The sequence below is a fragment of the Paenibacillus foliorum genome (assembly GCF_013141765.1).
In the GTDB taxonomy this organism is placed as follows: Bacteria; Bacillota; Bacilli; order Paenibacillales; family NBRC-103111; genus Paenibacillus_S; species Paenibacillus_S foliorum.
Window position 1 is genome coordinate 224704 of sequence record NZ_WHOD01000087.1, and the last position, 26710, is coordinate 251413.

Here is a 26710-nt window from a genome sequence, read left to right on the forward strand (position 1 = left end):
GGGAGTGATTAGGGTCATTCCCTTATTAGATACTTAGCTGGATCTTCGAATTAAGCGGAGAGGATAGGATAGAATGCTCCAATATATTTTAAGAAGAATCATTCTGGTTATACCGGTCGTTATTGTCATTTCAGCCATCGTCTTCTACATTATTCAGCTGCCGCCGGGGGATTATGTATCTAACTATGCAGCCAAGATGTCAGTGGCAGGCGATATCATGTCACAGCAAGATATGGATGAGATGAGAGCAAGCTTGCAATTAGATAAGCCATGGTTTATTCAATATTTGGTTTGGGTGAAAAACATCGTTTTTCATTTTGACTTCGGCTATTCCTTCCTTTTTAATAAACCGGTTCTTGCCGTCATCGAACAGTACATGGCTTTGACGTTAATTGTTTCTTTGGTAACTATGGCTTTTACTTATTTAGTAGCCATTCCTATCGGCATTTACTGTGCGGTCAAGCAATATTCAGCAGGTGACTATCTTTTTTCAGCTTTAGGGTTTCTTGGTATGGCTACCCCGCATTTTTTATTAGCCATTATATTAATGTATTTATCGTACGTATATTTCGGTGATCCGCTGCTAGGGCTATTTTCAAGCGAATATGTAAATGCCTCATGGTCTATGGGCAAGGTTTTGGATTTGCTGAAGCATATGATCATTCCTGTTATTGTAATTGGGCTGGCGAATACAGCAGAGCTGATTCGTGTCATGCGAGGCCAAATGCTGGATGAATTGAACAAGCCTAATGTCGTTACGGCCAGATCGAAGGGCCTGTCAGAAACGAAAATATTGCTTAAATATCCGACACGTGCTGCTTTGAATCCTATCGTCAGTACGATTGGATGGTCACTAACCTCTATTTTTACGGGTTCAACCATTACAGCCATTGTTCTGAATTTACCTATTCAAGGACCTGTGATGTATAACGCCTTATTAGGTCAAGATATGTACTTGGCTGGTACCTGGTTGTTGTTCATGGCAGTATTAACGGTCGTGGGAACATTGATTTCGGATATTTTATTGGCATGGCTCGATCCAAAAATTCGCACAGAGTTCAGAGGTATGTGATCTATGAAAACAATACCGGTACCGGGAAAACAGAGAATGAACCTTTTCAGAAAGAAAACAAACAACGATGTCTACTACAGCTCACAATGGCGTCTTATGTACCAAAGGTTGAAAAGGCATAAACTGGCAAGAGTCAGCTTGTTTATTTTATCTATTTTCTACATTGCAGCCCTCTTCGCACAGTTTATTGCGCCCTACGACTTGCAGAGCTATGACAGTAAATATGTCAATGCACCTCCAATGAAAATGAAGTTTATAGATGCCGAAGGTCAATTTCATCTTAGACCGTTCGTCTATGAATTGAAATCAGGCAGAGATCCGGTTACATTCCGCAAAATGTTTGTGGACGACGAGAAGATCAAGTATTCGGTCCGTTTTTTAGTAGAGGGCGAAAGCTATAAATTTCTCGGTCTCATCCCTACCAAAATCCATTTGTTTGGAGTCGATCAACCAGGACGTTTATTCATGTTCGGTACGGATGGAATGGGCAGAGACATATTTTCGCGAATCATTCTCGGCAGTCAAATTTCATTAAGCATCCCTCTGCTTGGAGTAGCGATTAGCTTTGTATTAGGCTTGATTATCGGAGGGATCTCCGGATATTTCGGAGGATGGATCGATTCTGTGATTCAGCGGATTATAGAAGTCATTCGTTCGTTCCCGACGCTACCCTTGTGGATGGCATTATCAGCTGCAATACCGCCACGTATACCTGTAGTCACGATGTATATTTATATTGTTATCATCTTTGCATTTATTGGGTGGACGGAGCTGGCAAGGGTTGCCAGAGGTAAGTTTATCTCATTGAAAAATGAGGAGTATGTATTAGCAGCCAAGATAGCCGGTGTCAGTCCTGCCAAAATCATAATGAAGCATCTTATACCCGGGTTTATCAGCTATTTGGTTGTAGCAACGACTCTGGCTATACCTAGTATGATTCTCGGCGAGACGGCTATGAGTTTTCTAGGGCTTGGCATTCGTTCACCTGCGACCAGCTGGGGAGTTCTTCTGCAAGAAGCTCAGCAGATCGATAATGTGGCTTTATATCCATGGAAGCTCATTCCTCTAGGCTTTGTTATCGTTACCGTATTAACATTTAATTTTCTGGGTGACGGATTACGCGATGCTGCAGATCCATACAAGAAGTAAGGATATTAACTTATGGGTATAGTGAGGGGATATTATGACAGCTCATGCTTCACCCTCGGAACAGCCCCTTCTCTCCGTTCAAGATCTCAGAATTCGCATTCAAATGGATAATGGGGAATTGAACGCCGTAGATGGGGTAGACTTCGAGATTCGGAAGGGAAAAACATTAGGTCTTGTTGGAGAATCCGGTTGCGGTAAAAGTCTGACAAGTAGGGCTATTATAAGTATCAATCCGAAAGAGTGTGAAACGACAGGCACAATTGTATATCAGTCATCATCCGAGAAGGAATTGAACTCATTAAACTTGTTGTCCTTGGATTCGCGGAGTAAACAGATACGATCGATTAGAGGCCGAAAGATAGCGATGATATTCCAAGAGCCTATGACCGCATTTTCACCTATGTATACAATTGGGAATCAGATTATGGAATCGATTTTAATCCATCGTACCAAGAATAAAAAAGAAGCTAAGCAAATTGCGCTTGAAATGCTAAGCAAGGTTGGTATATCTGATCAAGAGAAGCGGTTCGATCAGTATCCGCATGAATTTTCCGGAGGTATGCGGCAGCGGGCGATGATCTCTATGGCCTTGTCCTGCAATCCTGAATTATTGATCGCTGATGAGCCCACAACGGCACTTGATGTAACGATTCAGGCACAAGTGCTGGAATTAATGAAAGGGCTGCAGAAGGAATTCGGTATGGCCATTCTGCTAGTGACTCATGATCTTGGCATCATCGCGGAAATGTGCGACGAGGTGGCTGTTATGTATTTGGGGAAAATTGTCGAGCAATCGACAGTCAAGGAAATTTTCAATAATCCTAAACATCCTTATACTAAAGGGCTGCTGAGGTCGATGCCGAGAATGGGCAGCAATAAAACGAAGCGGTTGGAATCGATTGAAGGAACCGTTCCGATTGCTACGAATATGCCGCCGATGTGCGGCTTTTATGAACGCTGCAATGACCGGATTGAAGGCGTATGCAACATGCAAGCTGTACCGAAAACTCAGATTGCAGAGAATCATATGGTCAGATGCTTTCTTTACCAGGATAAGAATGAAGGAGACTAAGTATGTCTAAACGTATACTGAATGTAAGCAATCTGAATAAGGATTTTCATGTGAAATCCGATAAAAAGTTGTTTAGCAAGCCTTCTTCAATCCGAGTGTTAAGCAATGTTTCATTTGAGCTTTATGAGGGTGAAACCTTAAGTATTGTAGGTGAATCGGGCTGCGGAAAAACGACTTTAGGCCGATGTCTTGTAAGAGTGGTCAATGCCTCCTCGGGTGAAGTTATGTATCATACGGGAGAGGGAGAGCAGGTTGATTTCTTAAAGCTGCGGGGAAAAGAATTTAAGAAGCTTAGAAAAGATATTCAAATGATATTTCAAGATCCTTATTCATCGTTAAGTCCGAGGATGAGCGTATATGACATTATCTCCGAGCCTTTGCTGGCCAACTTCAAGCTATCTAAGGCGGAGGTGGATGAGAAGGTTACACAAATTGCTCAAAAAACCGGATTAAACGTCAGTTACCTGAAACGGTATCCGCATGCTTTTTCCGGGGGGCAAAGACAGCGTATCGCTATAGCTCGGTCACTTATTACTAATCCCAGACTTATCGTATGTGATGAAGCTGTTTCGGCATTGGATGTATCGATTAAAGCACAAATAATTAACCTGCTTAAGGACCTTCAAGAGCAGCTGCAGATCACGTATATTTTCATTTCCCACGATCTATCTATCGTTCAGAACATCTCCGACCGAGTAGCTGTAATGCACTTGGGAAGAATTGTGGAATTAGCGCCTGTGGATTCAATATTTGAACATCCGAAGCATCCTTATACGGAAGCGCTTTTGTCAGCTGTACCTGAGCCTGATCCCAATTTGAAAAAGGATAGAATTATTCTTGAAGGTGAGGTTCCCAATCCGGCGAATCCACCAAGCGGTTGTCATTTTCATCCAAGATGCGCTTACAGGACCGATAAATGTATCCAGCAGGAGCCAGAGCTTCGTGCGGTAACCGATAATCATTATGTTGCATGCCACTATGCAGACGAACTCCAATTGAGAGGTGTAAACAATGGACACTAATACAGAGATTTCCGAAGTTTCTGAGCCTAAGAAGCTAATTATTTTTCTGGATTGCGGAGATACGATTATTGATGAAGGAACGGAGATACGGGATGAGCATGATGTCGTCATTCAAGCAAATGTAATTCCAGGAGCAGATGTAATGGTTAAAACGCTGGCCGAACGAGGCTATACACTTGCTATAGTGGCGGATGGCCTTGCGCAATCGTTTAAAAATATTTTGACGCAAAACGGTTTGTACGATTATTTCACGACGATGGTTTATTCAGAAACGGTTAAAGCGTTCAAGCCGAGTCCACGTATGTTTAAAGCGGCGATTGGAGCTTTGGATCTTAGTGAAGAGGACTGCTCTCGAATTATTATGGTTGGCAACAATTTGAGCCGGGACGTAAAGGGAGCCAATCAGATGGGGATCCGAAGCGTTTTCCTAAGCTGGACACCCCGATATCCTAAGCTGCATGCAGACGATAGCGAGAAACCGGACTATACAATCAGTGAACCGTTGGAATTGATTGATTTAGCGGAAAAGCTCAATCAGCAATTAGAGTTGGTTGAAATGCCGAAAGGATGCTTAACAAGGAATGGCCAAAATTGATGATGTTGCTAGATTGGCGAAAGTTTCAAAAGGGACCGTATCGAATGTGTTTAGCCAAAAGAGACCTACAAGTAAAGAAGTAACAGACAGAGTAATGAAGGTTTCCAGACAATTAAATTACGTACCGAATCATATTGCGCGCAGCTTAGTGACTAAGAAAACAATGGCTATTGGGCTGACCATTCCACATGGGAACTTCTTCTTCAGCGCATTTCATAATCAATTTATCAACGGGGTTATTTTAGAGGCTTCCTATTACGGATATAGGGTCTTGCTTGATATGATTCCTGTGCAAAAGGTAAAAACACCGTTCTTGTCGAGTTATCCGATTGATGGTGCGATTGTAATGAGTCCTGCCACGGATGATGAGCGTATCAACCTTATGCATCATGAACAAATCCCCTTTATTACGGTTGGTAGAGTAATGAATTCCAATGTTAAGGACACGTCGAGTGTGGATAGTGATAATTTGATGATTATTTATTCCATATGCCAATATTTAATAGATAAGGGTCATAGGAACATCATGTTTTTAAATGCTAATGAGCTTATGACCGTTTCCATTGACAGAAAAGCAGGGTTCATAAAGGCAATGGAAGATAATCAAATCCATATAGAGGAGCACATGATTCATCATAAGCCTGCTATACTTTCGAGTGAATACATGGATTACGGATATGAAGAGACCATGCATACACTAGGCAAGCTTGAGAAAAAGGTAACGGCTATTATCGCAGATGATGACCGCACTGCATTTAGCGTTATGAACGCTATCAAGGATTTGGAGCTTAGGGTGCCTGAAGATGTATCTTTATTTGTAATATGCGGAGATCTCTCTATGATGAATCAATCCAACCCTTCCTTAACCAGCATGGATTTACAGCCCTCGGAGCTGGGAGTTCAAGCTGTCAGAATGTTAATGCACAAATTAGATGTGTTACCCGGATATTTCCCGGAAAATATTATTGTAGAAAGTAAAATTATTGAAAGAGATTCTTGTTCATCCATTTCCTCAGCACATGCTTACGAAGAAAGTTTCCCTAAAGCGAAACTCTAAGGAGGATAAAATGAGTAAAAAAATATGGAATGTTGGCATTATTGGTCTTGGAGGCATAGGCGATTCTCATATGAACAATCTCTTGAAAGTCGCTAATACTAGGGTTGCTGCCATTTGTGATGTGAACACGCAAGCAGTTGAACAAGTGGGTGACCGTTTGAACTTGGCTGCCGACAAAAGGTATAGCCATTACAAGGAGCTCATCTCTGATGCAGACGTTGATTTTGTTATATCAGGTGTTTCAAATAAGTATCATGCTGATATATTGAAATGCGCTATTGAATTCAGTAAACCGATAGTTTCGGAGAAGCCCTTCACGCGAACGATGGAGGAGGCTGATGAGTTGTTAGCGTTGTATGAGAAAAATCCGATTCCTTGCATGATTGGCTTTTCATATCGGTACAGACCCTGCTTCCAATACGTTAAAGAGCTTTTGGAGCAAGGGGCGTTAGGTCAGATACGGCATATTGCAGCCCACTATTTACAAGAGGAAAATGCCCCCATGTTTAATCATGAATACACCTGGAGATTCAACAAAGAAATCGCGGGTACAGGGATTCTAGCCGATATTGGATCTCACATGGTTGATGCAGCACGTTTTTTTGTGGGGGAATTTACCAAGGTGGCTGGCATGATGAGTACGTTTATAGATCATCGTGTAGATCCAAGAACCAACCAACCGGTTAAGGTAGATGTGGATGATTTTGCCGGATTCCAATGTGAGCTTGCTGGAGGTGTAATGGGCACGTTTTATACGCATAAGAATGCAATAGGAACTAATAATCAGTTTAATATAACTTTGTTTGGTGATCTGGGCACAGTTAGAATTTCGGTTGAAAAACCAAATGAGGTTCATTTGAGCGTTAGAGATGGCGAGAACTTGGAATTGATTGATAAAATCGTTCATCTGGAGTCGGGGAATAGGAAACTAATGCTACAGGATTTTGTGGATAGTTTGGAAAATAATTCTAATTCTTATTTCTTCCCCACCTTTATGGATGGTTACCGTAACCAACAAGTCATGCAAATGATCATAGATTCATCTAGAGATGGTGTAGCGAGGAGCAATTAACTACGTTCTAAATTACATGTTTCGAAAAGGAGCTAATTTCATGATTAAAGTAACGATTTGGAATGAATTCATTCAAGAACAGAGGAAGCCGGAAGTAGCTGAAATTTATCCAAAAGGGATACACGGCGCGATTGCCGAGGGGATAGAGCAGAATGGGGTTGTGCTCAGAACGGCAACCTTTAACGAGCCTGAGCATGGATTAACAGAAGAAGTGATGAACGATACGGATGTACTCATTTATTGGGGCCATGTTGATCATAAGGGATTTCAAGATAACGTTGTCGATCGTATTTGCAAAAGAGTTCATGAAGGAATGGGCTTGATCGTGCTGCATTCAGGGCATCATTCCAAATTATTCCGCAAACTAATGGGCACATCCTGCGACCTGCTATGGAGAGAAGCGGATGAGAAGGAGCGGCTGTGGGTGGTTGACCCGTCTCATCCCATTGTAGAGGGGATTGGACCGTTTATAGATTTGCCGGAGGAGGAAATGTATGGAGAGCATTTTGATATTCCTGTGCCCGATGAGTTGATATTCGTTAGTTGGTTTGAGGGAGGGGAAATATTCCGCAGCGGCTGCACATACCGTCGTGGTCAAGGCAGAATCTTTTATTTCCGGCCGGGTCATGAGACCTATCCTACCTTTTACAACAAAGACATTCATCGCGTAATTTCCAATGCTGTGAAATGGACAGCTCCTATTAAGAGGGAGAAAACCTTCTATGGACATCATGACCCTCTTGAAATCATTAAGAAATAAATAATTAATCCCTACTTTTGATATGAAATCAAAAAAACGGAGTTACGCGGGTTTTCGCGTCTCCGTTTTTTCTTGTTTTACGGCCATTATGGGCATTATCTCTACGCTGAAAGTCCTCCTTAGTGGGGGATGGCAAGCTTCTGCCATTAGCTAAAAGCAAGGGTGTCTACCGCGAAGTAAAATCGTTTTTCGACATAATCACCCTATTATTGTCATGAAAAAACATTCTTGTGAGATTCTTGTGAGATCTCTTTGATATAATGGGCGGCAGCTGCGGACTCTTTGAAAAGAACAACAAATATAAGAGCGAAAGGGTGTCGAAATGATCAACTATCAGCTATATTCCGACTTGTTTCGTCAAATTCGGATGACATAAAATGAGTCCTTGAAAATGAACAACTGATCAACTATTTGCGAATCAGAGAGGAGAAAGACTTCATGGCAACAGTTTGGAGGAAAAGTATCAACCGGATCATCGCACTGGTGCTGGCGGTACTGCTGTGCATGCCGGGCATTGTGCCTAACAGGACTGCGGCTGCGGCAGCGGATGTCGATTGGCAGCTTATCTTGAATGGTTCTAATTTGAACGGCAGTATAACCAAATTTGTGCTGGATAGGGACGATGGGATTTTTTATGCCCTGACAGTTTATCAAAACAGGCCCTACGTATGGGTTTACACTGGCGTAGAATGGGAACAGGTGGGCGATAATCTCAGCGGCACGAATGGTGTCGTCACAGTAATAGATATGGCTGTTCATCAGGGGACCATCTATGTGGGAGTAGCAACGCCAACCGAATTTATAGTCGTTGTGAAACGACCGGGTGAAGACTGGAAGCAGTTGGGTAACTTGTTCGGTACTATACCGGAACAACCGACCAGAGTTTCGATAAGCATTGATCCGGCAGGGATTCCTTATCTCGGGTACATTTCCAGTGAAGATAATCGTAAGCCGAAGGTTCTTAAATGGAACGGAGCAAGCTGGACACCAGTTTCATTCGGGAATGATTTGCCTACCCGTCAAGCCTTTGAGTTCAAGCTCGCAACGGATCAAGGGCAGGCTTACATGGCCATTAAGAACAGTGTTTTGTTCAATGAAAAGCTGTCCGTTCAATCCATAGGCGGTACGATGAGCAGCAGTCCGGTATCGCGGGGGGGAGTACCCAAGTTTGATCTTGCCTCCTATAAAGGGGTACCGTATGCCGCGTTTGCCGATGACGGTGGAAATACGGTCGTATTGAAAAGGTATGTAGGCGGAAGCTGGCAGACGATGGGCGAGCGAACGCTTCCCACGAATCAATATGTCGGCGACATCTCCGTGTTTGTTGACGATTCCGGCGCCTATGTGTTTTATAAGGACAACCAAGCAAGCAAAGGGTATGTGCTGCAAAGCACCGGCTCCGGCTTCCAACAGATTGGCAGAGATATATACGGCATAGGAAGCACTGATCTCTCGATACTTCGGGATGAGGGCGTTCTTTATATCGGCCATCACACATTAGTTGAGAAATACGGCACCGAAACGACGCCTCCGGTATCGACGAAGCTGTTCCCGCAAATTGGGGCTACGAACGTCAATCCGGATACGAATTTGGAAATGACCTTTAGCGAGGTTGTCAAACCGTCATACGATAATAAAAATTTGAAGATCCGAAAATGGGATACGGACGAGATCGTTGCGACAATTCCACTGGTTCAAGCGAAGTTTGCGCCGAAAAAGGTAACGGTGAACCCACCGAACGATCTGGATTACAATACCCGGTATTATGTAGAGCTGGAGACGGGCTCTTTACTGGATCTGAACGACAACCCGTATGCGGGTATGGCTGCAAAAACATGGCACTTTACCACAGGAGCCGATGTATATCCGCCGACACTGACATCCTTTACTCCTGCAAAGGGTGCTACGAATGTTCCGCAAAAGCCGACGTTAACCATGAACTTTAGTGAGAGTGTAGTCGGGGCGGCGGGCAAGAATATTGAGATCCGCAAGTTCTCAAACGGTGAGCTCGCGGAACAGATTCCTGCAACCGATTTGCAGAGAGTGGAAATATCCGGGAGCACGGTATTGGTCAAGCCATCATCTACACTTCTACAGGAAACGAACTTTTACGTTACAGTGGAATCTGGTGCATTCAAGGATAAGGCCGGTAATGCATACGCCGGTTTAACTGATAAAAATAGCTGGAACTTCTATACCATGAAGGACGTGTATCCGCCGTTGGCCGCATCCTTCACGCCGGAGAAGGGCGCGACGGATGCGCCACTCGACTTCAAGCTGAAGCTGAAGTTCGACGAAAATGTGAAAGCGGCAACGAAGCCGGGTGTATACGGTGTGGTTCAGCTTTATGAGGAGACTGCTGTTGGATCCGCTCTACTCGAAGAGTTCTATGTGAATACACCCTCTCAAGTCAGTATAACGGGTGATACGGCAGTCATGGTTCCGACAAAGCCGATCAAGAACAACACGAATTACAACGTCAAGGTGTCTACTAATGCCTTTCAAGATAACTATGGCAACCTATTTGCAGGCATTCATGATTCTATAACCTGGACCTTCAAGACAGTCAAGGACACCAAGCCACCGGTCATGGTCCAATTGTCCCCTGTAGATGACGGTCAAGACATTTCATTGACAGCCTCACTTTCAATAGTATTTGACGAAGAGATTGTTCCGGCCACCCAGGGCAAGTTTACGGTGAAAAGGTCGTCGGACGACAGTGTGGTGGAGCAAATCGATTTATCCGACCTCACCAAAATAATGTACTTCGGAAAAGGGATCGGGACGGATCTTTCCGAGCCACTAGATTATAATACGGAATACTATGTGCAGATTAGTCCGAATGCTCTGAAGGATGGAGACTCCAACGGTTACGGGGGCATAACCGATAAGACAACGTGGAACTTCAAGACGGTGAGAGATTATTCGCCGCCCCAGCTGAAAGCTCTATCTCCGGCCAATGGAGGGAAGGAGGTAGCTTATGATGCCGAGCTCTCAATGACCTTTGATGAAAAGGTAAAAGCAGGCACGGGGTATTTCAAAATCATGAATTCCAAGGATGACCAGCTTGTAGAGAAGATAGCCGTAAGCTCGAATCAAGTGACCATAACGGGCAGCAAGGTTTCCATCAAGCCGTCAAAGCCGTTCGTTTCTAACGGGTCTTATTATGTGCTCGTTGACGATGACACTTTACTGGATTTCAGCGGCAACAATTACTACGGCTTGGAAGCAAAAAATCAGTGGAGCTTCGATGCGATCAAGGATACGACTAAGCCGACGATTATAGCATTCACTCCTGTGGACAATGAGACCGATGTGCCGGTTGTCAATACAGAGCTGACGATCAAGTTCAGCGAGCCGGTCATTAAAGACAACGGCTATATCCTCATTCACGAATATGACACCGGCCGGATTATCCAGCAGATCAAATCCTCCGAGCTGACGGTGTCGAACGATAGTGTGACAATTCCGCTGACGGAGCGGTTGGGCTTTGGAGTCCACTATTACGTAACCGTCCAAGAAGAATCGTTTAAGGATAGTGGGGGCAACCATGTCGTACCGCTTACGAATAAGGGTGTTTGGGACTTTTACACCGAATTCGAGGTCAGTAAACCAATATCGAGAATCTTGGCAACACCGGGTTTTGTTACGGCCGATGGACAAGATTATTCCGAGATTAAGGTAACGGTCACGGATTACCGGGCTCACCCATTAAAGGGTAAAACGGTAGTACTGGAACCGGACAAAGGAAGCTCGACGATCGAAGCGGTGCAAGCCGTGACCGATGAATGGGGACAGGCCGTATTTCGGGTTCGGAATAAAGTGGTCGAGGATATCATCTACAGTGCCTCCGTCAAGACAAGCTACGGTACGATTGAGCTGCCGGAGAAAGGAGCCGTCTCATTCAGAGCGGGTCCTGTCAGCGAGGATGCATCCACGGTTACGGCCACTCCAACCAGCGTGACTGCAGACGGCGCCTCGGTTTCGACCATTGTTGTTCAGTTGAAGGACGCATTCGGTCATCCCTTACCGGGTCAGCAGGTATCCTTGCAGGATGGTGGAGGTTCCTCTTGGATTAATTACGATCAGCCGGTAACCGATGCAAATGGACGCGCAGTGTTCACCGTGCGCAATTCATTAGCAGAGCAAGTAACTTATTCAGCTGAAACACATTGGGTGAAAGTCAAGCAGCGGGCGAAAGTGACGTTCGAAGCGCCGATTCCCGGGGCGAGCAAAGCGAAAACGAGCGTGCTGCAGTCGAGAGTGTCGGCTGATCCGCTCATCGTGAAAGCCAATGGACAAGAAGTGTCTACAATTACAGTGACGCTGAAGGATTCCAGCGGCCAGCCGATTGCAGGCAATAAAGTAAGCTTGTCGCAGGGAAGCGGCAGCTCGGCGATAACAGCGGTGCGAGAGGTAAGCGATTCGGCAGGACAAGCTGTGTTCACAGTCCGCAGCAGCAAAGCGGAACAAGTCACTTACACCGTAAAGGACGAAACAGATAAAGTCACACTGGCTGAGCAGGCGGTGGTAACGTTCGTGACCGAAGCCGTCGGCGGCGGAGGAACGCCACAAGCTCATGTGTTGAAATCGACTATGGTCGCAACACCGACGATGACGACTGCGAACGGCCGTGACTTTTCAGTATTGACAGTGACTCTGCGGGATCATGTCGGTCAGCCGATTTCAGGCAAGAAGGTAAGCTTGTCGGCGGATGGCGGTAGTTCCGTGCTAACAGCCGTGAGGGATACGACCGGAGCGGATGGCGAAGCGGTATTTAAGGCGCTGGACGTTGTGCCGGAGCCGGTTACGTATACAGCGCGGATTGAAGCGGATGGTGTAACGCTGGCACAGAAGGCAACAGTGGTATTCGAATCGGCTGCAGGCGGTACCCCGGGCGTTCCAACAGTTAGCGTGATGAAGTCATCCGTGACGGCCTCACCGACGGTTGTATCGGCGGATGGTACAGCGAAAGCGGTCATTACCGTTAAGCTGCTGGATACAGATGCAAGACCGGTCAGCGGCCGCAAGGTCGTACTGACCCAGAACGGAAGCTCAGCGATTGCTTCCGTGCAGGACATAAGCGACGGCTCGGGCGTTGCGCGCTTTACGGCTTCGAGTTCGACGGCAGAGCCGGTGACGTATACGGCCCGCCTGGAGTCGGGCGAAACGCTAGCGCAGCGGGCGAAGGTGACGTTCGAGCATGCTCCCGCAGGTCCGGGAGGCTCAAAGACGAGCGTACTCGATTCTACCGTCATCGCGGTTCCGGGAACGGTAGCGGCGGACGGAACGGAAGCGTCCGAGGTTACGGTGACGCTTCTAAATGGAATGGGCGAGCCGATTACAGGCAAGACGGTTAGTTTGTCTGCAGACGGCGGCAGCTCGACGATCACAGCCAAAAACGGCAAGGTGAGCGATGCAAACGGCCGCGTTATTTTCCTGGTGACTAATCGTGCCACCGAGCAAGTAACCTATACGGCCAAAGACGAGACGGATGGAATAACCGTAGCGCAGCGAACAATAGTGACCTTTGAAACGCCTGGTGTGGGAGCTGGCGGGATAAGCGTGCTGAAGTCGTCAGTCAACGCGGTTCCTGACACTGTCTTGGCGAACGGGACCGAAGCCTCGACGATTACGGTAACGCTGCGCGATGCAGCCGGTTTGCCGGTAGCAGGCAAAAAGGTTTCAATGAAGGCGGATGGTGGCAGCTCCATTCTGACCCCAGTGCAGGATACATCGGATGCGGACGGCAAAGCGCAGTTCAAGGCGACGAATATGTCAGCCGAGCAAGTGACGTATTCGGCCCGTGTGGAAGCAGACGGGGCGACCATCGCGCAGCGGGCAAAGGTGACTTTCGAATCCGCCGCAGCTAGCCCTGGAGGTCCTGGAGTTCCGGGAGGTCCGGTCATCAGCGTATTCGATTCGACGTTGGTTGCTTCACCGGATATTGTAAAGGCAGACGGCGCTGAGCACTCGACGATTACAGTGACTCTGAAAAATTCGGCAGGCGATCCGATAGCAGGAAAAACAGTAAAGCTAGCGGCAAACGGTGGCAGCTCTTTGATAAATGCTGCTGGCGGGGCTGTAAGCGACGCTCAGGGACGCGCGTCATTCACGGTCAGCAATACGGCGGCGGAGCAAGTGACGTACACAGCCCGCGTGGAAGCGGACGGCGTGACGCTGGTACAGCGGGCGACGGTAACCTTCGAGAAGGCAGCTGCCGGGGGGACGGGTACTCCTGCGGTTAGTGTAGTAAATTCTACGGTAAACGCAGCTCCGGCTTTGGTAGCGGCGAACGGCGTGTCATACTCGACCGTCACCGTCGCTTTAAAGGATACCGGCAATAATCCGGTAGCTAACAAGAAAGTAAGCTTGTCCGCAAATGGAGGCAGCTCGGTGATCGAGTCGGTGCGCGATGTCAGCGATGCGCAAGGCTTGGCGCTGTTCAGAGTGAAGGATTCCCAAGCCGAACAGGTGACCTATACGGCCCGTGTGGAAGCTGACGGGGTAACGCTTGCCCAGCGTGCGGCTGTTGTTTTCGAATATGCTGTTCCTGGCGAAGATCAGCCGAGAGCGAGCGTTTTGAAATCGGCAGTTACGGCAGCTCCCGCTAAAGTTACGGCTAATGGAACGGACGCTTCAACCCTTACAGTCGTATTGAAGGATACTAACGGAGCACCGTTAGCAGGAAAGGCAGTTACACTGGCAGCCGAATCTGCCCGCGCACTTATTTCGACAGTGAACGGCGTGACTGACGCGCAAGGCGTTGCGTTGTTTAAGGCGAAAAACTTTTATGCGGAGCAAGTAGTCTTTACGGCTTCGGTTCCTTCGGACAGCGTAACGGTAGCCCAACGCGCGATGGTTGTCTTCGAAACAGCGGCCAGCGGTAATCCGCAAGCGCCGGCCATCAGTATTGTGAAATCGACGGTAGCGGCTGCTCCGGAAACGGTAGTCGCTGACGGAGTGGAGGCTTCAACCGTTACGGTGACATTGAAGGATGCGAATGGCGCTGCCATTGCCGGAAAGACAGTTACGCTTAAAGCGAATAGCGGCGAGTCGGTAATAGTGTCGAAGAGCGGTGGAGTTACCGCTGCAGATGGACGCACGGAGTTTACCGTGACAAGCGAAGCAGCCGGACAAGTAACCTACACGGCCTACGTTGCAGCGGATGGTGTAACGGTAGCGCAACGAGTCACCGTAACGTTCGAGACGCCAGAAGACAACAGTGGATCGGAAGTTCCAGCAGTAAGCGTGCAGAAATCGATAGTGACTGCCGCTCCAGCTGTCGTAACGGCTAACGGAGCTTCCTTCTCCACGATTACGGTGACGCTGGAAGACGGAAGCGGAGCAGCTGTGGCAGGGAAGATGGTAACGTTGTCGGCAGACGGAGGCAGTTCGGTAATCGCCGCAATCCGCAGTGTCAGCGACGACCAAGGCAAGACGCTGTTCACAGTGCGCAATATTGCTGCCGAGCAAGTGACGTATACGGCGCATATAACATCAGACCGAATTACACTTGCACAGCGAACGATCGTGACATTCGAAGCGGCTGCAGGAGGAGCGTCGGTTGATCCGGTCATCAGCGTTCTAGATTCCACGGTGATTGCCGAGCCTGAAACGGTCAAGGCGGATGGCATTCAGCCTTCGATTATTACTGTGACTTTAAAGAACTCAAGCGGACAGCCGATCGTCGGGAAAACAGTGACGCTTTCGGTCAGCACAGGCAGTTCAGTCATAACGGCGAAGGACGGCGGGGTAACCGACAGCAATGGTCGGGCAGAATTCACTGTGACGAGCGCGACAGCGGGCCAAGTGTTCTATACGGCAAAGGTAGCTTCAGATAGCTTAACACTGACACAGCGTGCGGCGGTAACGTTCGAGACTTCGGACGGCGGCGGTACAGGAAGTCCGGCCGTGAGTGTGCTCAAGTCGACAATCTCGGCTGCTCCGGAGATGGTTGCGGCAGGAGGCCGGGACGCTTCGGTCATTCTCGTCTCGCTGAAGGATTCAAGCGGGGCTGTAATAGAAGGGAAGACCGTCACCTTGACGGCAAGCAATGGCCAATCAGTAATTACGCCGATTGGCGGAGGCATTAGCGACACGAACGGCGAAGCCAGATTTAAGGTTACGAACATGAAGGCGGAGCAGGTGACATTTACAGCCGCTGTCAGCGGCGTAACGCTGGCAAAGACGGTTAAAGTAACCTTCGAGACGGAGCAAAGCTTGCCGGTTATCAGCATCATGCAGTCCTCCGTACTAGCTTCTCCTAGTCAGGTGAAAGCGGACGGTCTTGAGTATTCTACGATTACGGTTACGCTTAAAGATGGAAACGGCGCTCCTATCGGTGGAAAAGAGGTCACAATCACCCCGGATGGAGGCAGCTCAATCATCACTCCGATAAACGGGGGGATCAGCGGTGCAGGCGGTACAGCTTTGTTCAGAGTAACAAACACAGCGGCAGAACAGGTGAATTATACCGCTCAGGTGACCGCTGACCGGGTGAAGATAGCGCAGCGCGCTGCAGTGACATTCGAAGCGACTGCGCCTGCCGGTTCAGGATCCGGGCGTGTCAGCGCACTGAAGTCTACGATGAACGCTGAACCAATAGTAAACGTTGCAGATGGAGTATCAGCATCGTTCATCAAGGTATGGCTGAAGGATACAGCGGGCAGCCCCGTTGAGGGTAAGAAGGTCTCTTTAACAAAGAGCCCAGCGAGCTCGGTCATCTCAGCCGTATATGGCGATATCAGCGATGCGGCAGGAATGGTGCTATTCCGGGTGACGAACACCACTGCGGGGCAGGTGATTTATACCGCCAGTGTCGCGACGGATAATACGACATTGGTGCAGACTGCGACCGTTACGTTTGAAAAGCCGGCTGTCGGAGGACCGGATAGCCCGTATGTCAGCGTTATGCGTTCGGCAGCAACCGCAACGCCGGAGAAGGTGACGGCCGATGGCAAGGACGTATCGACGATTCGAGTGACGCTGCTGGATGCTAGCGGCAGACCTGTTTCCGGTAAAACCGTATCGCTATTTGCCGGAGGCAGCTCAGTTATTCAAGCCGTATATGGCGGTGTCAGCCGTGAGAACGGCGTAGCGCAATTTTTGGTGACAAATACAGCTGCGGAACAGGTTGCGTACACGGCGCTTGTTGCCGCAGATGGCATAACGTTAGCGCAACGTGCAACCGTTTCGTTTGAAACAAAAGCAGGCGGAGCTGTGGAGCAACCTTCTGTCAGCCTGTTGAAATCGAGTATCGCCGCTTCGCCGTCTACGTTACCGGCGAATGGCACATCATCAGCCACTGTTACAGTTACCCTGAAGGACGCAAACGGACGTCCGGTTACAGGGAAGCAGGTAAAGCTGACGCAGGACGGGGCATCTTTGATCGAGCCGCAGAACGGAGCCTTATCCGATGCGCAAGGGATTGCCGTATTTAAAGTAAAAAGCCTGATTGCCGGTCAAGTGACATACGCTGCTTCGGCTGATAATGTAACTTTGGCGCAAACTGCCGTAGTAACTTTCCAAACGGTATCTGCCTCAGGTACACCAGTTGCAAGTGTTACTCGTTCAACAGTGACGGCGTCGCCGGAACGGGTAACAGCGGATGGAAGCTCCTATTCGGTGGTGACGGTCACCCTTCGCAATGCGGTAGGGTATCCGGTAGCCAGCAAGACCGTTCAACTAAAGGCTGATGGAGGAAATTCGGTCATTACGTCTCTGAACGGAGGCGTAAGCGATGAGTATGGTCAGGTATTCTTTAGAGTAAAGAACGCATTTGCAGAGCAAGTGATTTACAGCGCCAAAGAAATGATAGACAACGTTGGTATCGCCCAAACTGCTACGGTCACGTTCCTTGCGAACGCAGGCAGCGGTACGTCTGTGACCAGCGTGACGCGCTCCACAATCGTTGCCTCGCCTGACAAGGTGGCAGCGGACGGAGTGTCATACTCGACGATAACGGTTGTTCTGCGCAACACAAACGGACAGCCGGTATCCGGGAAGAAGGTCCAGCTTACCGCCGTCGGAGGCAGCTCATCGATCGTCCCGTTGAATGAAGGTACCAGCAATCTTAGCGGCGAGGCATCGTTCCAGGTGAGAAATGCAAATCCAGAGCAAGTGACCTATCGCGCTAAGGACATTACGGATCAGGTATCGATTGCACAATCCGCAGTCGTCACTTATTTGGCTAATGCAGGCACGGGCGGTCAAACGACTAGCGTTGCTCGTTCCTCTATGACGGCATCTCCATTGTCAATCATTGCGAACGGAACAGAAATGTCGACCATCACGGTTACGCTTCGCAATGCGAATGGACAGCCGGTTAGCGGTAAAACCGTCAAGCTGTCGGCCAGCAGCGGCAGCTCTGTAGTCGATACGATCCAAGCTGTCAGCAACGAGCGGGGCCAGGCGGTTTTTAAGGTGAAGAATTCTATTGTGGAACAAGTTACGTATACGGCTGTAGATGAAACGGATCGGGTACGGATCGCAGAGACTGCAACGGTTACATTTAAGCCGATACCGCAGAAGAGCCGACCGCTTGATCCTGAGCTGATAGAGGCGGAAGCCGATAAGGAGCAGGTGACTGTAAACAACGTGCTACCGGGAACGAAGGTTACCGTTTACGATAAGGACGGGAACGTCATTGGAGAAGGTACGAATCCAGGACCGGGATCAGGTCCTGTCGTGATACAGATTCCAGGAATTAAAGAGGGCGACACCCTCAAGCTGACTGCGACAGAGCCGGATAAAACGGAAAGCGACAAGGTCAATGAGATTGTAAGAAAAGACCGGGGCACTAGTGCGCCAGTACCTCCGGAAAAAGTGTCGGCTGATCCCGAGAAGGATGAAATAATGGTAAGCGACGTGCCGCCGGGAACGAAGGTCACGATCTACGATAAGGATGGAACGATTATTGGCGAAGGTACAAATCCTGGTCCGGGTGAGGGACCGATTATCATCCGGGTGCCAGGACTGAAGGAAGGCGACATCGTCAAGCTGACCGCGACTGAACCGGGTAAGAAGGAAAGCGGTCCGGTGGAAAAAACGATCGAGATGACGACCGATCCAATTGATCCCGTCAAGATCGCGGCGGATCCAGAAGCAGATATGATATCCGTGCGTGATGTAGAGCCGGGCAAGAAGATTAAAGTTTATGACAAAAACGGAAACGTCATCGGTGAAGGTACGAATCCGGGACCGGGTGTTGGACCGGTTATGATTCCAGTGCCAGGACTGAAGGAAGGCGATATTATTAAGCTGACCGCGACGGAGCCGGGCAAGAAGGAAAGCGTTCCGACCAGCAAGACGGTTACGATCTACGATACCGTGAGCCGTCCGATCGATCCGGTCAAGATCAAGCCCGATCCGGATAAGGATGAAGTAACGGTACAGGACGTACTTCCGGGAACGAAAATTACGATTTATGACAAGAATGGAACAATCATCGGCGAAGGAACGAATCCAGGACCGGGCGTTGGACCGATTGTGATCTCGGTGCCAGGATTGAAGGAAGGCGACATTATCAAGCTGACCGCGACGGAGCCAGACAAGAAGGAAAGCGATCCGACTAGCAAGATGGTCAAGACGGTTAGCAGTCCGCTTGATCCGGACAAGGTTTGGACGGATCCTGTCAAGGATGAAGTAACGGTGCGCGACGTGCCGCCGGGAACGAAGATCACGATCTATGATAAAGATGGAACAATCATCGGTGAAGGAACGAATCCGGGTCCGGGTACAGGGCCGGTAATCATCCGAGTGCCAGGGCTGAAGGAAGGCGACGTTATCAAGCTGACCGTGACCGAACCGGGTATGAAGGAAAGCGGCTCTGTTGAGAAAACGGTCGAGATGACGACTGATCCGCTTGATTCGGATAAGATCGCGGCCAATCCTGAAGAGGATAAGGTAACCGTGCGCGATGTAGAGCCAGGTAAGAAAATTAAAGTGTATGACAAGAACGGAAACGTCATAGGCGAAGGAACGAATCCGGGACCGGGAGTTGGACCGGTTGTGATCTCGTTGCCAGGGCTGAAGGAAGGCGACGTTATTAAGCTGACCGCGACGGAGCCAGGCAAGAAGGAAAGTGTGCCGACCAGCAAGACAGTTACGATCTATGATACCGTCACCCGTCCTATCAATCCGGACAAGGTCAAGCCGGATCCGGATCTGGATGAAGTAACGGTACAGGATGTTCCGCCGGGAACGAAAATTACGATTTATGACAAGGATGGAACGATCATTGGCGAAGGCACGAATCCGGGACCGGGCACAGGACCGATCGTCATCCGGGTGCCAGGACTGAAGGAGGGCGACGTTATCAAGCTGACTGCATCAGAGCCAGGCAAGAAGGAAAGCGTTCCTGCTTCAGTTCCGGTTCCGGGCAAGCCGATGTACGAAGTTGAAGCAGAGGCTGACGACCATTCGGTCACCGTTGTGGTGACGCCGAAGCCAGGAACGAATCCGAGCTTTGACTTTGCTTATGTCGTTGTACAAGGAATGAGAAATTCCGTGCCTGTATATGTTTTAAGTGAAAAAATCAATGCAAAACATCCGCAGCCTTTCCGCATGGAGCTTAAGCATGCGCAAGCCGGCGACAAGCTGCACATTGTCATCGTCAGCATGCCTGATAACGCGCGCAGCGATGTCGGCTACAGCTTGTCAGACGAAGTGACGGAATCCGTAGTACTTCGATAAATCCGGTCTGCTAAAAAGAAAGGTCCCGCCCTGCTTCGCCAAAGAGCGCAGCAGAGCGGGACTTTACTTACTTTGAAACTCAAGAATGATTGTTAATAAGGAGGTAGGAGCGATTGAGATCAATCCACAAGGTACAATTATTCATTAAGCTTATTTTACTGACAGCGCTGCTGTTTACGTTCGCCTGGCCGGCTCAAACTTCCGCCCAGACGGGTATCGCCGTATCGACCATTGGGGATAAGTATCAAGGAGAGAGTGTAGCTATAGGGGGAGACGTACAGTCAGCCTATAAGGAGGTCATTGTAAAAGTGTTCGAACCGGGAGGAAGCCTTTATTATTTCCGCTCGGTTCCAGTGCAGGGGGGCCGCTATACAACAAATTTCTTATTGTCCAGCACCGCTGCTCTCGGTATATACGAGGTCCTGGTCGGATATGGGTCCGATGTCATCCGGTCGTCGTTTCTGGTGTTGAAGCGCAACGGGGGGGACAACGAGGAGTTTGAGCTGGAAGACGCGTTGAATCAATTATCCATCGGATTCTGCAACGGAGATACATGGGAAAGTGTCACTTCAGACTTTTACGTCCTTTCGGTCGGCAAGCATGAAACGAGTGTCTCCTGGACATCGAGCCACCCGAATGTCATCGAAATGGGAAAACCGCAAGGAACGACCATCGAAGGTCAAGTGAAGCGCCAAAAGGAAGAGAAAAGCGTAGTTGTAACGGCAACAGTTTCCAAAAACGGCCGCTCAGCCCAGCGTCCGTTCCTCTTGATCGTAAAAAGTGCTTCGACTAGTAAAAAGTCAGTGACTGAACGTTACCGCACCGTTCAAGTGATCGGGGAACGGGGTGGATTTAATAACCCGCTCGCCATTACACGTATCGAGCTAACAGACGGGACACGGATCGACAAAACTGTTTTAGACGAAGCGTCGACAGATCAAGTTATCGATAAAAGCAGAGAGACGGGAGAGCGGGTTACACGGCTTATGATGGACCATCCTCCCGGGGATATTCCGGATGAAATCGCGGTGCAAATAAACGCGGGCAGCATCACAGCGTTGGTGAATTACGGCATGTCCTTTCAGGTGGAAAGCGATACGGTGGTTCTAGCTTTAGCTCGGGACGTGCTGGAAAAGATGAGACGGCAAGCGATGGATATGTATTTCCGCATCGTGCCGGTTCGCAGCGAAGGGCAGCGGCAAGCAATCGGTGAGCGTATTGCCTCTGAGCCGCTTATCATGGAAGCATCCCGTCTTGGGATGCCCGTCGTAGTTGGGATTCCGCAAAAAATTGAGACAAACTACTCCGGCTATAGAACGCGGTTGCTTATCCCATTTAACGGAATAGTGCCCGAACATGATCAGGCCGCTTTTCTCAGCTCGCTACGCGTATTTATCGAGCATTCCGATGGTGACAAGCAGCTTACCGAAGGAAAGATTGTGTACAAGGACGGGAAGCCTTACGGCGTAGAAATCGAGATCGATAAGTTCAGTCTGTTCACACTTGTTCGGATCAATCAGAGTACAAGCACTGGGACAGGTTCGAGCCATAAGTCCAACAACGAACCTGAGAATAAATTAACTCAGGCTACAAAGAAGCTCGATGGGGACAAGATCGTTATCGAGCATAATGGTACCGGTACAGGAGTGAAGAAAGAACAGTTTGAAGTTGAAGTGAATGGTAAGTTGGTAATCATAGTCGACATGGTCGTGGAGAACGGGAAAATCATTCTTCGTCTGGACAAGCCGGTTCCTGCCGGCGATGTGGTCAAGCTCCTTTATAAAGGAGACGATTCGAAAGAAGCGGAAGCGCGCAAGCAGTTGTTCAGCGGTCCGTTGGACAATCCCGGAAAGCATTCAGCATTTGTTCAAGGGTACCCAGACGGCACTTTCCAGCCGGAAAGAAATGTAAGCCGGGGGGAAATGGCCGCTTTGCTCTCGCGCGTGTACGAGGGTGCAAAAACCACTGCAGCTGGAAGGTATCCGGACGTAGCTGAAGGGCATTGGTCATTTGGCTATGTCAGCGACGCTGGCAAAATCGGGCTGATGCGGGGCATGCCGGATGGCACCTTCCAGCCGGATAGGTTAATTACGCGGGCGGAGATGGCTTCGATCGTCAACGAGTGGCTTTTGCTTGGGCAGCGTACTTCCCAAACGAAAGCTTCCGATACGCAAGGTCATTGGGGCGAAACTCGAATCGCCAATGTGATGGAGGCCGGCATTATGCAGGGCTATCCAGACGGAACGTTCCAGCCGGATCGAGGATTATCGAGAGCTGAGGCCGTTACGATTCTGGATCGTCTGCTGAAGCGGGGACCTCTGCAAGGTTCAGGAAAGCTTACTTGGCAAGACGTACCGGCTAATCATTGGGCGTTTGGTTATATCGAAGAGGCTTCGACGGATCACCGTTTTGAATCGTTGATCGAAGGAGGAGAGCGGAGGCTGGACTAGCGTCTGGCCCGCTCCTCACGCATTAGACGCTGCTAACAGGTAAATCAAATGCATTGCAAAGGAATAAGTTCCTTTGTTTTTGCCTTTAACCTGTCTGCATGCGTCTTTTTGTTTTAGAAAGGAAAGTTGAAAAACGAACATATGTTTGGTTCTATATAAAGTTAGTACTTATGGAAGCCCCAGAGTGTTGCTACAATGATTTTAAAAAAGGGGGCTTCCAAAAATGAATGCTGCTCGTCTTCTCGATTTCACACGCCCGTTTAATAGCAATCATATGCTGCAAGCTTTGTTAGCTGTTTACGTGGTATTTTGGGTGCTAATGGCTATAGAGCCATACAGTCGATTTAATTGGTTTTTGGAAAATTTATTAATTTTTGCAACAATATTAGTTTTGGCGGTAACGTACCGATGGTTTGCTTTTACAAATATGACGTATCTTCTTATTGCGGTTTTCCTTGCCATGCATACCTTTGGCGCTAACTATTCGTATCACACAACACCTTTGGATTCATGGATTCGAGTGCTGTTTCATACAGAACGTGATGGATACGATCGGATTGTTCATTTTTCATACGGCTTGCTTCTGGCTTATCCTATCAGGGAGCTCGTTGTGAGAACGATGGGACAAAAAGGATTTTGGGCTTTAGCCCTTCCTGTTGTGCTTGTGCTGGCTAGCGGAGCTTTATATGAGCTGATCGAAATGTGGGTTGCTTTGATTGTTGCACCGGAGATCGGCACGTTATTTCTTGGAACTCAGGGAGACCCTTGGGATACGCAGCATGACATGGAATTAGCAATGTATGGAGCGATCCTAACAATGCTGCTTACAGCAGCAGCTGCTAAAATCGGGAGAAGGCATGGTTTTAGGCATAGATGAGAATAGGATAGCAGGTTGGATATCCAACCCATTAGGATTGTGATAATCTGATTATGCGTAGTAGCGCTTTCTATGAGCGGATGAGGGATAGAGGGATGAGCGGAGATACCTAGAGAGAAAAGGAAGGATGAATGGGAATTATGGCAAAAAAGACTTCTTTTAGTATCATCGGTGGCGGCTTTCGTTCTGAATTTTATTTGCGGATTGCCAAGGAGCTGTCGGATCAATTCAGGATTTCAGGTATGGTTGTCCGCGATGCAGATAAAGGACAGCACTTCGAGCAGCAGTGGAATCTTACAACTTACCGTACAGTAGTCGAACTGCTGGAAAACGAACAGCCCGATTTCGTTGTAGTATCGGTGGACAGAGCAATCTGCCCTGAGTATTTGTTTGCATTAGCAGAGCGAGGTATCCCCGCTCTAACAGAAACGCCACCGGCTGGTGATCTCGAGGGCTTGCTGGCTCTGCATGAATTGACGCTTAGCGGAGCGCGAATTCAGGTAGCTGAGCAGTACCATTTCCAACCGCTGCATGCCGCACGGTTGGCGCTGATTGAATCCGGCCGGCTAGGTACGGTTTCTGAAGCTTATGTATCCGCTGCCCACGGTTACCATGGTGTTAACTTGCTGCGTAAAACACTGGGCTATGGCTATGGAGAAGTGACAATCCGCGCGATGCGGTTTGAGTCTCCGCTTATGGGTGGACCAACGCGAAGCGGACCTCCTATCGAGGAAACCCTGATTACAACGAAGCGGGACCTCGCATGGATTGACTTCGGGGGAAAGCTAGGAGTGTTTGACTTTTCAAGCGACCAATACCGTTCGTGGATTCGTTCGAATTATGTTTCGGTTCGGGGAGAGCGTGGCGAAATCATCGACCAACGCGCGAATTTGCTGTTGGATTATGCTACGCCGCAGCATCTTGATTTCAATCGAATTAATAAGGGTGAAGACGGTAATTTGGAGGGGTATTTCTTGCAGGGGATTATGGTCGGTGATCAGTGGGTATACCGCAACCCGTTTGCTCCGTACCGGCTTTTTGATGACGAGATTGCTGTTGCAACATCATTAGCGAAGATGGCGGACTATGCAGCCGGAGGCCCTGATTTCTATGGACTGCCCGATGCATCGCAGGATCATTACATCGGCTTGATGATCGAGCAGGCGATCACAACCGGAGAGACGGTTAAGACCTCGATCCAGCCTTGGGCAAACAGCTAAGTATAGGTTCTGCAAATAAATACATACGGTAGATATGGTAAATATGGTGGATGTGAAGCATTCAAATTATAAGCAGCTGACAGGATTTTTACCTGCTCAGCTGCTTTTTCCGTCTTCTAAGACAACTGCTACTGCTGTCTGTCGAATAACTGTTGAAAGCGCAATCAAAATGAGCTAGTATTAAGAATATATTATTCTGGTAACGTTACCAATAAAAGTTGCCAGGATAAACAAGGTCTACTTTCGTGATAAAAATGATCCTCTTGAGTAACCAAACTAGCTGACGTCCCCTCTATTTTACTTGATACTCAGCTTATGATTAGGTACTAGGAAAATTTGTGCAGAAAGGAAACCGTTAGTTATAGAAGGAGTACTAATCCGATATTAAAATAACGCAGGAGGAAGGCTGCACATGACAAACAAAATTCGAGTAGCGGTAATTGGTTTAGGGCGATTAGGGTATTGGCATGCTGAAAATCTAGCTGGACGCATCAACAATGCGGAGCTGGCTTGTGTTGTGGATGCTGATCCGCAGCGAGCGGAAAAGGTAGCTTTTGAATTGGGGGTTGGAAGGTGGTCGGATGATCCTGTTGAGGTAATAGAAAGCGAGGATATGGATGCGGTAGTGATTGCAACTCCGACAGGCACACATGCAGAGCTTATCAAAAAAGCTGCTCAATGTGGGAAAGCTATTTTTGTAGAAAAGCCATTAACGCTACATTTGGAAGAAGCGGATGATGTGATTCTTGCGGTTGCGAAATATAACGTCAAATGCCAGGTTGGGTTTATGCGCCGTTTTGACCCTGCTTATGCGGAAGCGAAGAAGCGAATTGCCGCAGGGGATATTGGCAAACCGATATATTTTAAAGCAGTATCACGCGATCCGTCATCTCCTCCAGCCGAGTTTATCCGCAACAGTGGTGGGATCTACCTCGATATGGCTATTCATGATTACGATCTTGCCAGGTTTCTGATGAACTCTGAGGTGGAAGCTGTTTCCGCTCATGGTGCTGTTCTAGTGCATTCCTTTATGAAGGAGCTGCATGATTCGGACCAATCGCTTACATATATGCGGTTCGACTCAGGTGCGGCAGGAGATGTTGAAGCGAGCCGCAATGCTTTATACGGGTATGATATTCGGGGGGAGGTTGTGGGTACGGAAGGGACGATCCAGATAGGCTCGCTCCAGCACCATGATCTTCGTATTTTGACGTTAAAAGGGAGCACTCACGACATTATTCCGTCCTTTCCTGAGCGCTTCAAGGATGCGTATCAGCTTGAAATGAAGCATTTTATTGATTGCATCCATCATGGTGAATTGCCGTCGGTTACCGCGGGTGATGGCAAAGCGGCGCTAGAAATTGCTAAAGCGGCAACGCGTTCATTTAAAATTGGTCGGGAAGTCAAGCTCAAAGACCTGTAAGCAAGCAGTCGTGCAAATAACTCGCATAATCCTTAGCAAATACGGGACTGTTCAAATGGGTCCTGTATTTGCTGTCCGAATTTGTCCGTGAAGAGTGTGCATATGATAACGGAAAAGTCCATCTCACTTGAGAGCTTGGCCAGCTTGTGATACGTTGCCTTGCACAGAAACTTCTTTCGCTAAAACAGTGCTCCCCATTTATCCTGAGCTTAGTCGGACTACCGCTAACCGTTTCCTTCTGTTCC

The 26710-nt window shown here is 48.4% G+C and carries 13 protein-coding genes; all 13 read left to right on the forward strand.

Annotated elements, in window-relative coordinates; genetic code table 11:
* Positions 1 to 73 precede the first annotated feature (73 nt).
* The 13 genes from GC093_RS23475 (at position 74) to iolG (ending at position 26465) form a co-directional block, all read left to right on the forward strand.
* The gene (locus GC093_RS23475) at positions 74 to 1072 is read left to right on the forward strand and encodes an ABC transporter permease (protein ID WP_171654335.1); all 999 of its coding nucleotides are present in this window, start codon (positions 74 to 76) and stop codon (positions 1070 to 1072) included.
* Between the two features lie 3 nt (positions 1073 to 1075).
* The gene (locus GC093_RS23480; RefSeq protein WP_216624774.1) at positions 1076 to 2221 is read left to right on the forward strand and encodes an ABC transporter permease; all 1146 of its coding nucleotides are present in this window, start codon (positions 1076 to 1078) and stop codon (positions 2219 to 2221) included.
* Positions 2222 to 2255: 34 nt separating this feature from the next.
* Complete coding sequence (locus GC093_RS23485; protein WP_171654336.1) at positions 2256 to 3293, forward strand: ABC transporter ATP-binding protein; 1038 nt, start codon at positions 2256 to 2258, stop codon at positions 3291 to 3293.
* A 2-nt stretch (positions 3294 to 3295) separates the two neighbouring features.
* The gene (locus tag GC093_RS23490) at positions 3296 to 4315 is read left to right on the forward strand and encodes an ABC transporter ATP-binding protein (protein ID WP_171654337.1); all 1020 of its coding nucleotides are present in this window, start codon (positions 3296 to 3298) and stop codon (positions 4313 to 4315) included.
* A complete protein-coding gene (locus tag GC093_RS23495; protein ID WP_171654338.1) occupies positions 4305 to 4910 on the forward strand; it encodes an HAD family hydrolase in 606 nt (201 codons plus the stop codon). The genes GC093_RS23490 and GC093_RS23495 overlap by 11 nt, the downstream gene beginning before the upstream one ends.
* Positions 4897 to 5967 carry a LacI family DNA-binding transcriptional regulator gene (locus GC093_RS23500; RefSeq protein WP_171654339.1) on the forward strand — a complete coding sequence of 357 codons (1071 nt, stop codon included), beginning with the start codon at positions 4897 to 4899 and terminating at the stop codon, positions 5965 to 5967. The genes GC093_RS23495 and GC093_RS23500 overlap by 14 nt, the downstream gene beginning before the upstream one ends.
* Before the next feature lie 10 nt (positions 5968 to 5977).
* The gene (locus GC093_RS23505) at positions 5978 to 7039 is read left to right on the forward strand and encodes a Gfo/Idh/MocA family protein (protein WP_171654340.1); all 1062 of its coding nucleotides are present in this window, start codon (positions 5978 to 5980) and stop codon (positions 7037 to 7039) included.
* A 40-nt stretch (positions 7040 to 7079) separates the two neighbouring features.
* Positions 7080 to 7799: a ThuA domain-containing protein gene (locus GC093_RS23510; protein ID WP_171654341.1), complete on the forward strand. Its 720-nt coding sequence runs from the start codon at positions 7080 to 7082 to the stop codon at positions 7797 to 7799.
* 438 nt (positions 7800 to 8237) lie between these two features.
* Positions 8238 to 20495, forward strand: a complete 12258-nt coding sequence (locus GC093_RS23515) for an Ig-like domain-containing protein (RefSeq protein WP_171654342.1) — start codon at positions 8238 to 8240, stop codon at positions 20493 to 20495.
* A gap of 113 nt (positions 20496 to 20608) precedes the next feature.
* Complete coding sequence (locus GC093_RS23520) at positions 20609 to 22945, forward strand: S-layer homology domain-containing protein (protein WP_171654343.1); 2337 nt, start codon at positions 20609 to 20611, stop codon at positions 22943 to 22945.
* A gap of 223 nt (positions 22946 to 23168) precedes the next feature.
* The gene (locus GC093_RS23525; protein WP_171654344.1) at positions 23169 to 23822 is read left to right on the forward strand and encodes a DUF2238 domain-containing protein; all 654 of its coding nucleotides are present in this window, start codon (positions 23169 to 23171) and stop codon (positions 23820 to 23822) included.
* A 140-nt stretch (positions 23823 to 23962) separates the two neighbouring features.
* A complete protein-coding gene (locus tag GC093_RS23530; protein ID WP_171654345.1) occupies positions 23963 to 25042 on the forward strand; it encodes a Gfo/Idh/MocA family protein in 1080 nt (359 codons plus the stop codon).
* A gap of 412 nt (positions 25043 to 25454) precedes the next feature.
* Positions 25455 to 26465: an inositol 2-dehydrogenase gene (gene iolG / locus GC093_RS23535; RefSeq protein WP_171654346.1), complete on the forward strand. Its 1011-nt coding sequence runs from the start codon at positions 25455 to 25457 to the stop codon at positions 26463 to 26465.
* Positions 26466 to 26710 lie beyond the last annotated feature (245 nt).

Excerpts from the sequence above, each read along its gene's own strand:
- iolG (WP_171654346.1), top strand. The coding sequence starts at position 25,455 with ATGACAAACAAAATTCGAGTAGCGGTAATTGGTTTAGGGCGATTAGGG.
- GC093_RS23515 (WP_171654342.1), top strand. The coding sequence starts at position 8,238 with ATGGCAACAGTTTGGAGGAAAAGTATCAACCGGATCATCGCACTGGTG.
- GC093_RS23495 (WP_171654338.1), top strand. The coding sequence starts at position 4,305 with ATGGACACTAATACAGAGATTTCCGAAGTTTCTGAGCCTAAGAAGCTA.
- GC093_RS23480 (WP_216624774.1), top strand. The coding sequence starts at position 1,076 with ATGAAAACAATACCGGTACCGGGAAAACAGAGAATGAACCTTTTCAGA.
- GC093_RS23505 (WP_171654340.1), top strand. The coding sequence starts at position 5,978 with ATGAGTAAAAAAATATGGAATGTTGGCATTATTGGTCTTGGAGGCATA.
- GC093_RS23490 (WP_171654337.1), top strand. The coding sequence starts at position 3,296 with ATGTCTAAACGTATACTGAATGTAAGCAATCTGAATAAGGATTTTCAT.
- GC093_RS23500 (WP_171654339.1), top strand. The coding sequence starts at position 4,897 with ATGGCCAAAATTGATGATGTTGCTAGATTGGCGAAAGTTTCAAAAGGG.
- GC093_RS23530 (WP_171654345.1), top strand. The coding sequence starts at position 23,963 with ATGGCAAAAAAGACTTCTTTTAGTATCATCGGTGGCGGCTTTCGTTCT.
- GC093_RS23525 (WP_171654344.1), top strand. The coding sequence starts at position 23,169 with ATGAATGCTGCTCGTCTTCTCGATTTCACACGCCCGTTTAATAGCAAT.
- GC093_RS23510 (WP_171654341.1), top strand. The coding sequence starts at position 7,080 with ATGATTAAAGTAACGATTTGGAATGAATTCATTCAAGAACAGAGGAAG.
- GC093_RS23475 (WP_171654335.1), top strand. The coding sequence starts at position 74 with ATGCTCCAATATATTTTAAGAAGAATCATTCTGGTTATACCGGTCGTT.
- GC093_RS23485 (WP_171654336.1), top strand. The coding sequence starts at position 2,256 with ATGACAGCTCATGCTTCACCCTCGGAACAGCCCCTTCTCTCCGTTCAA.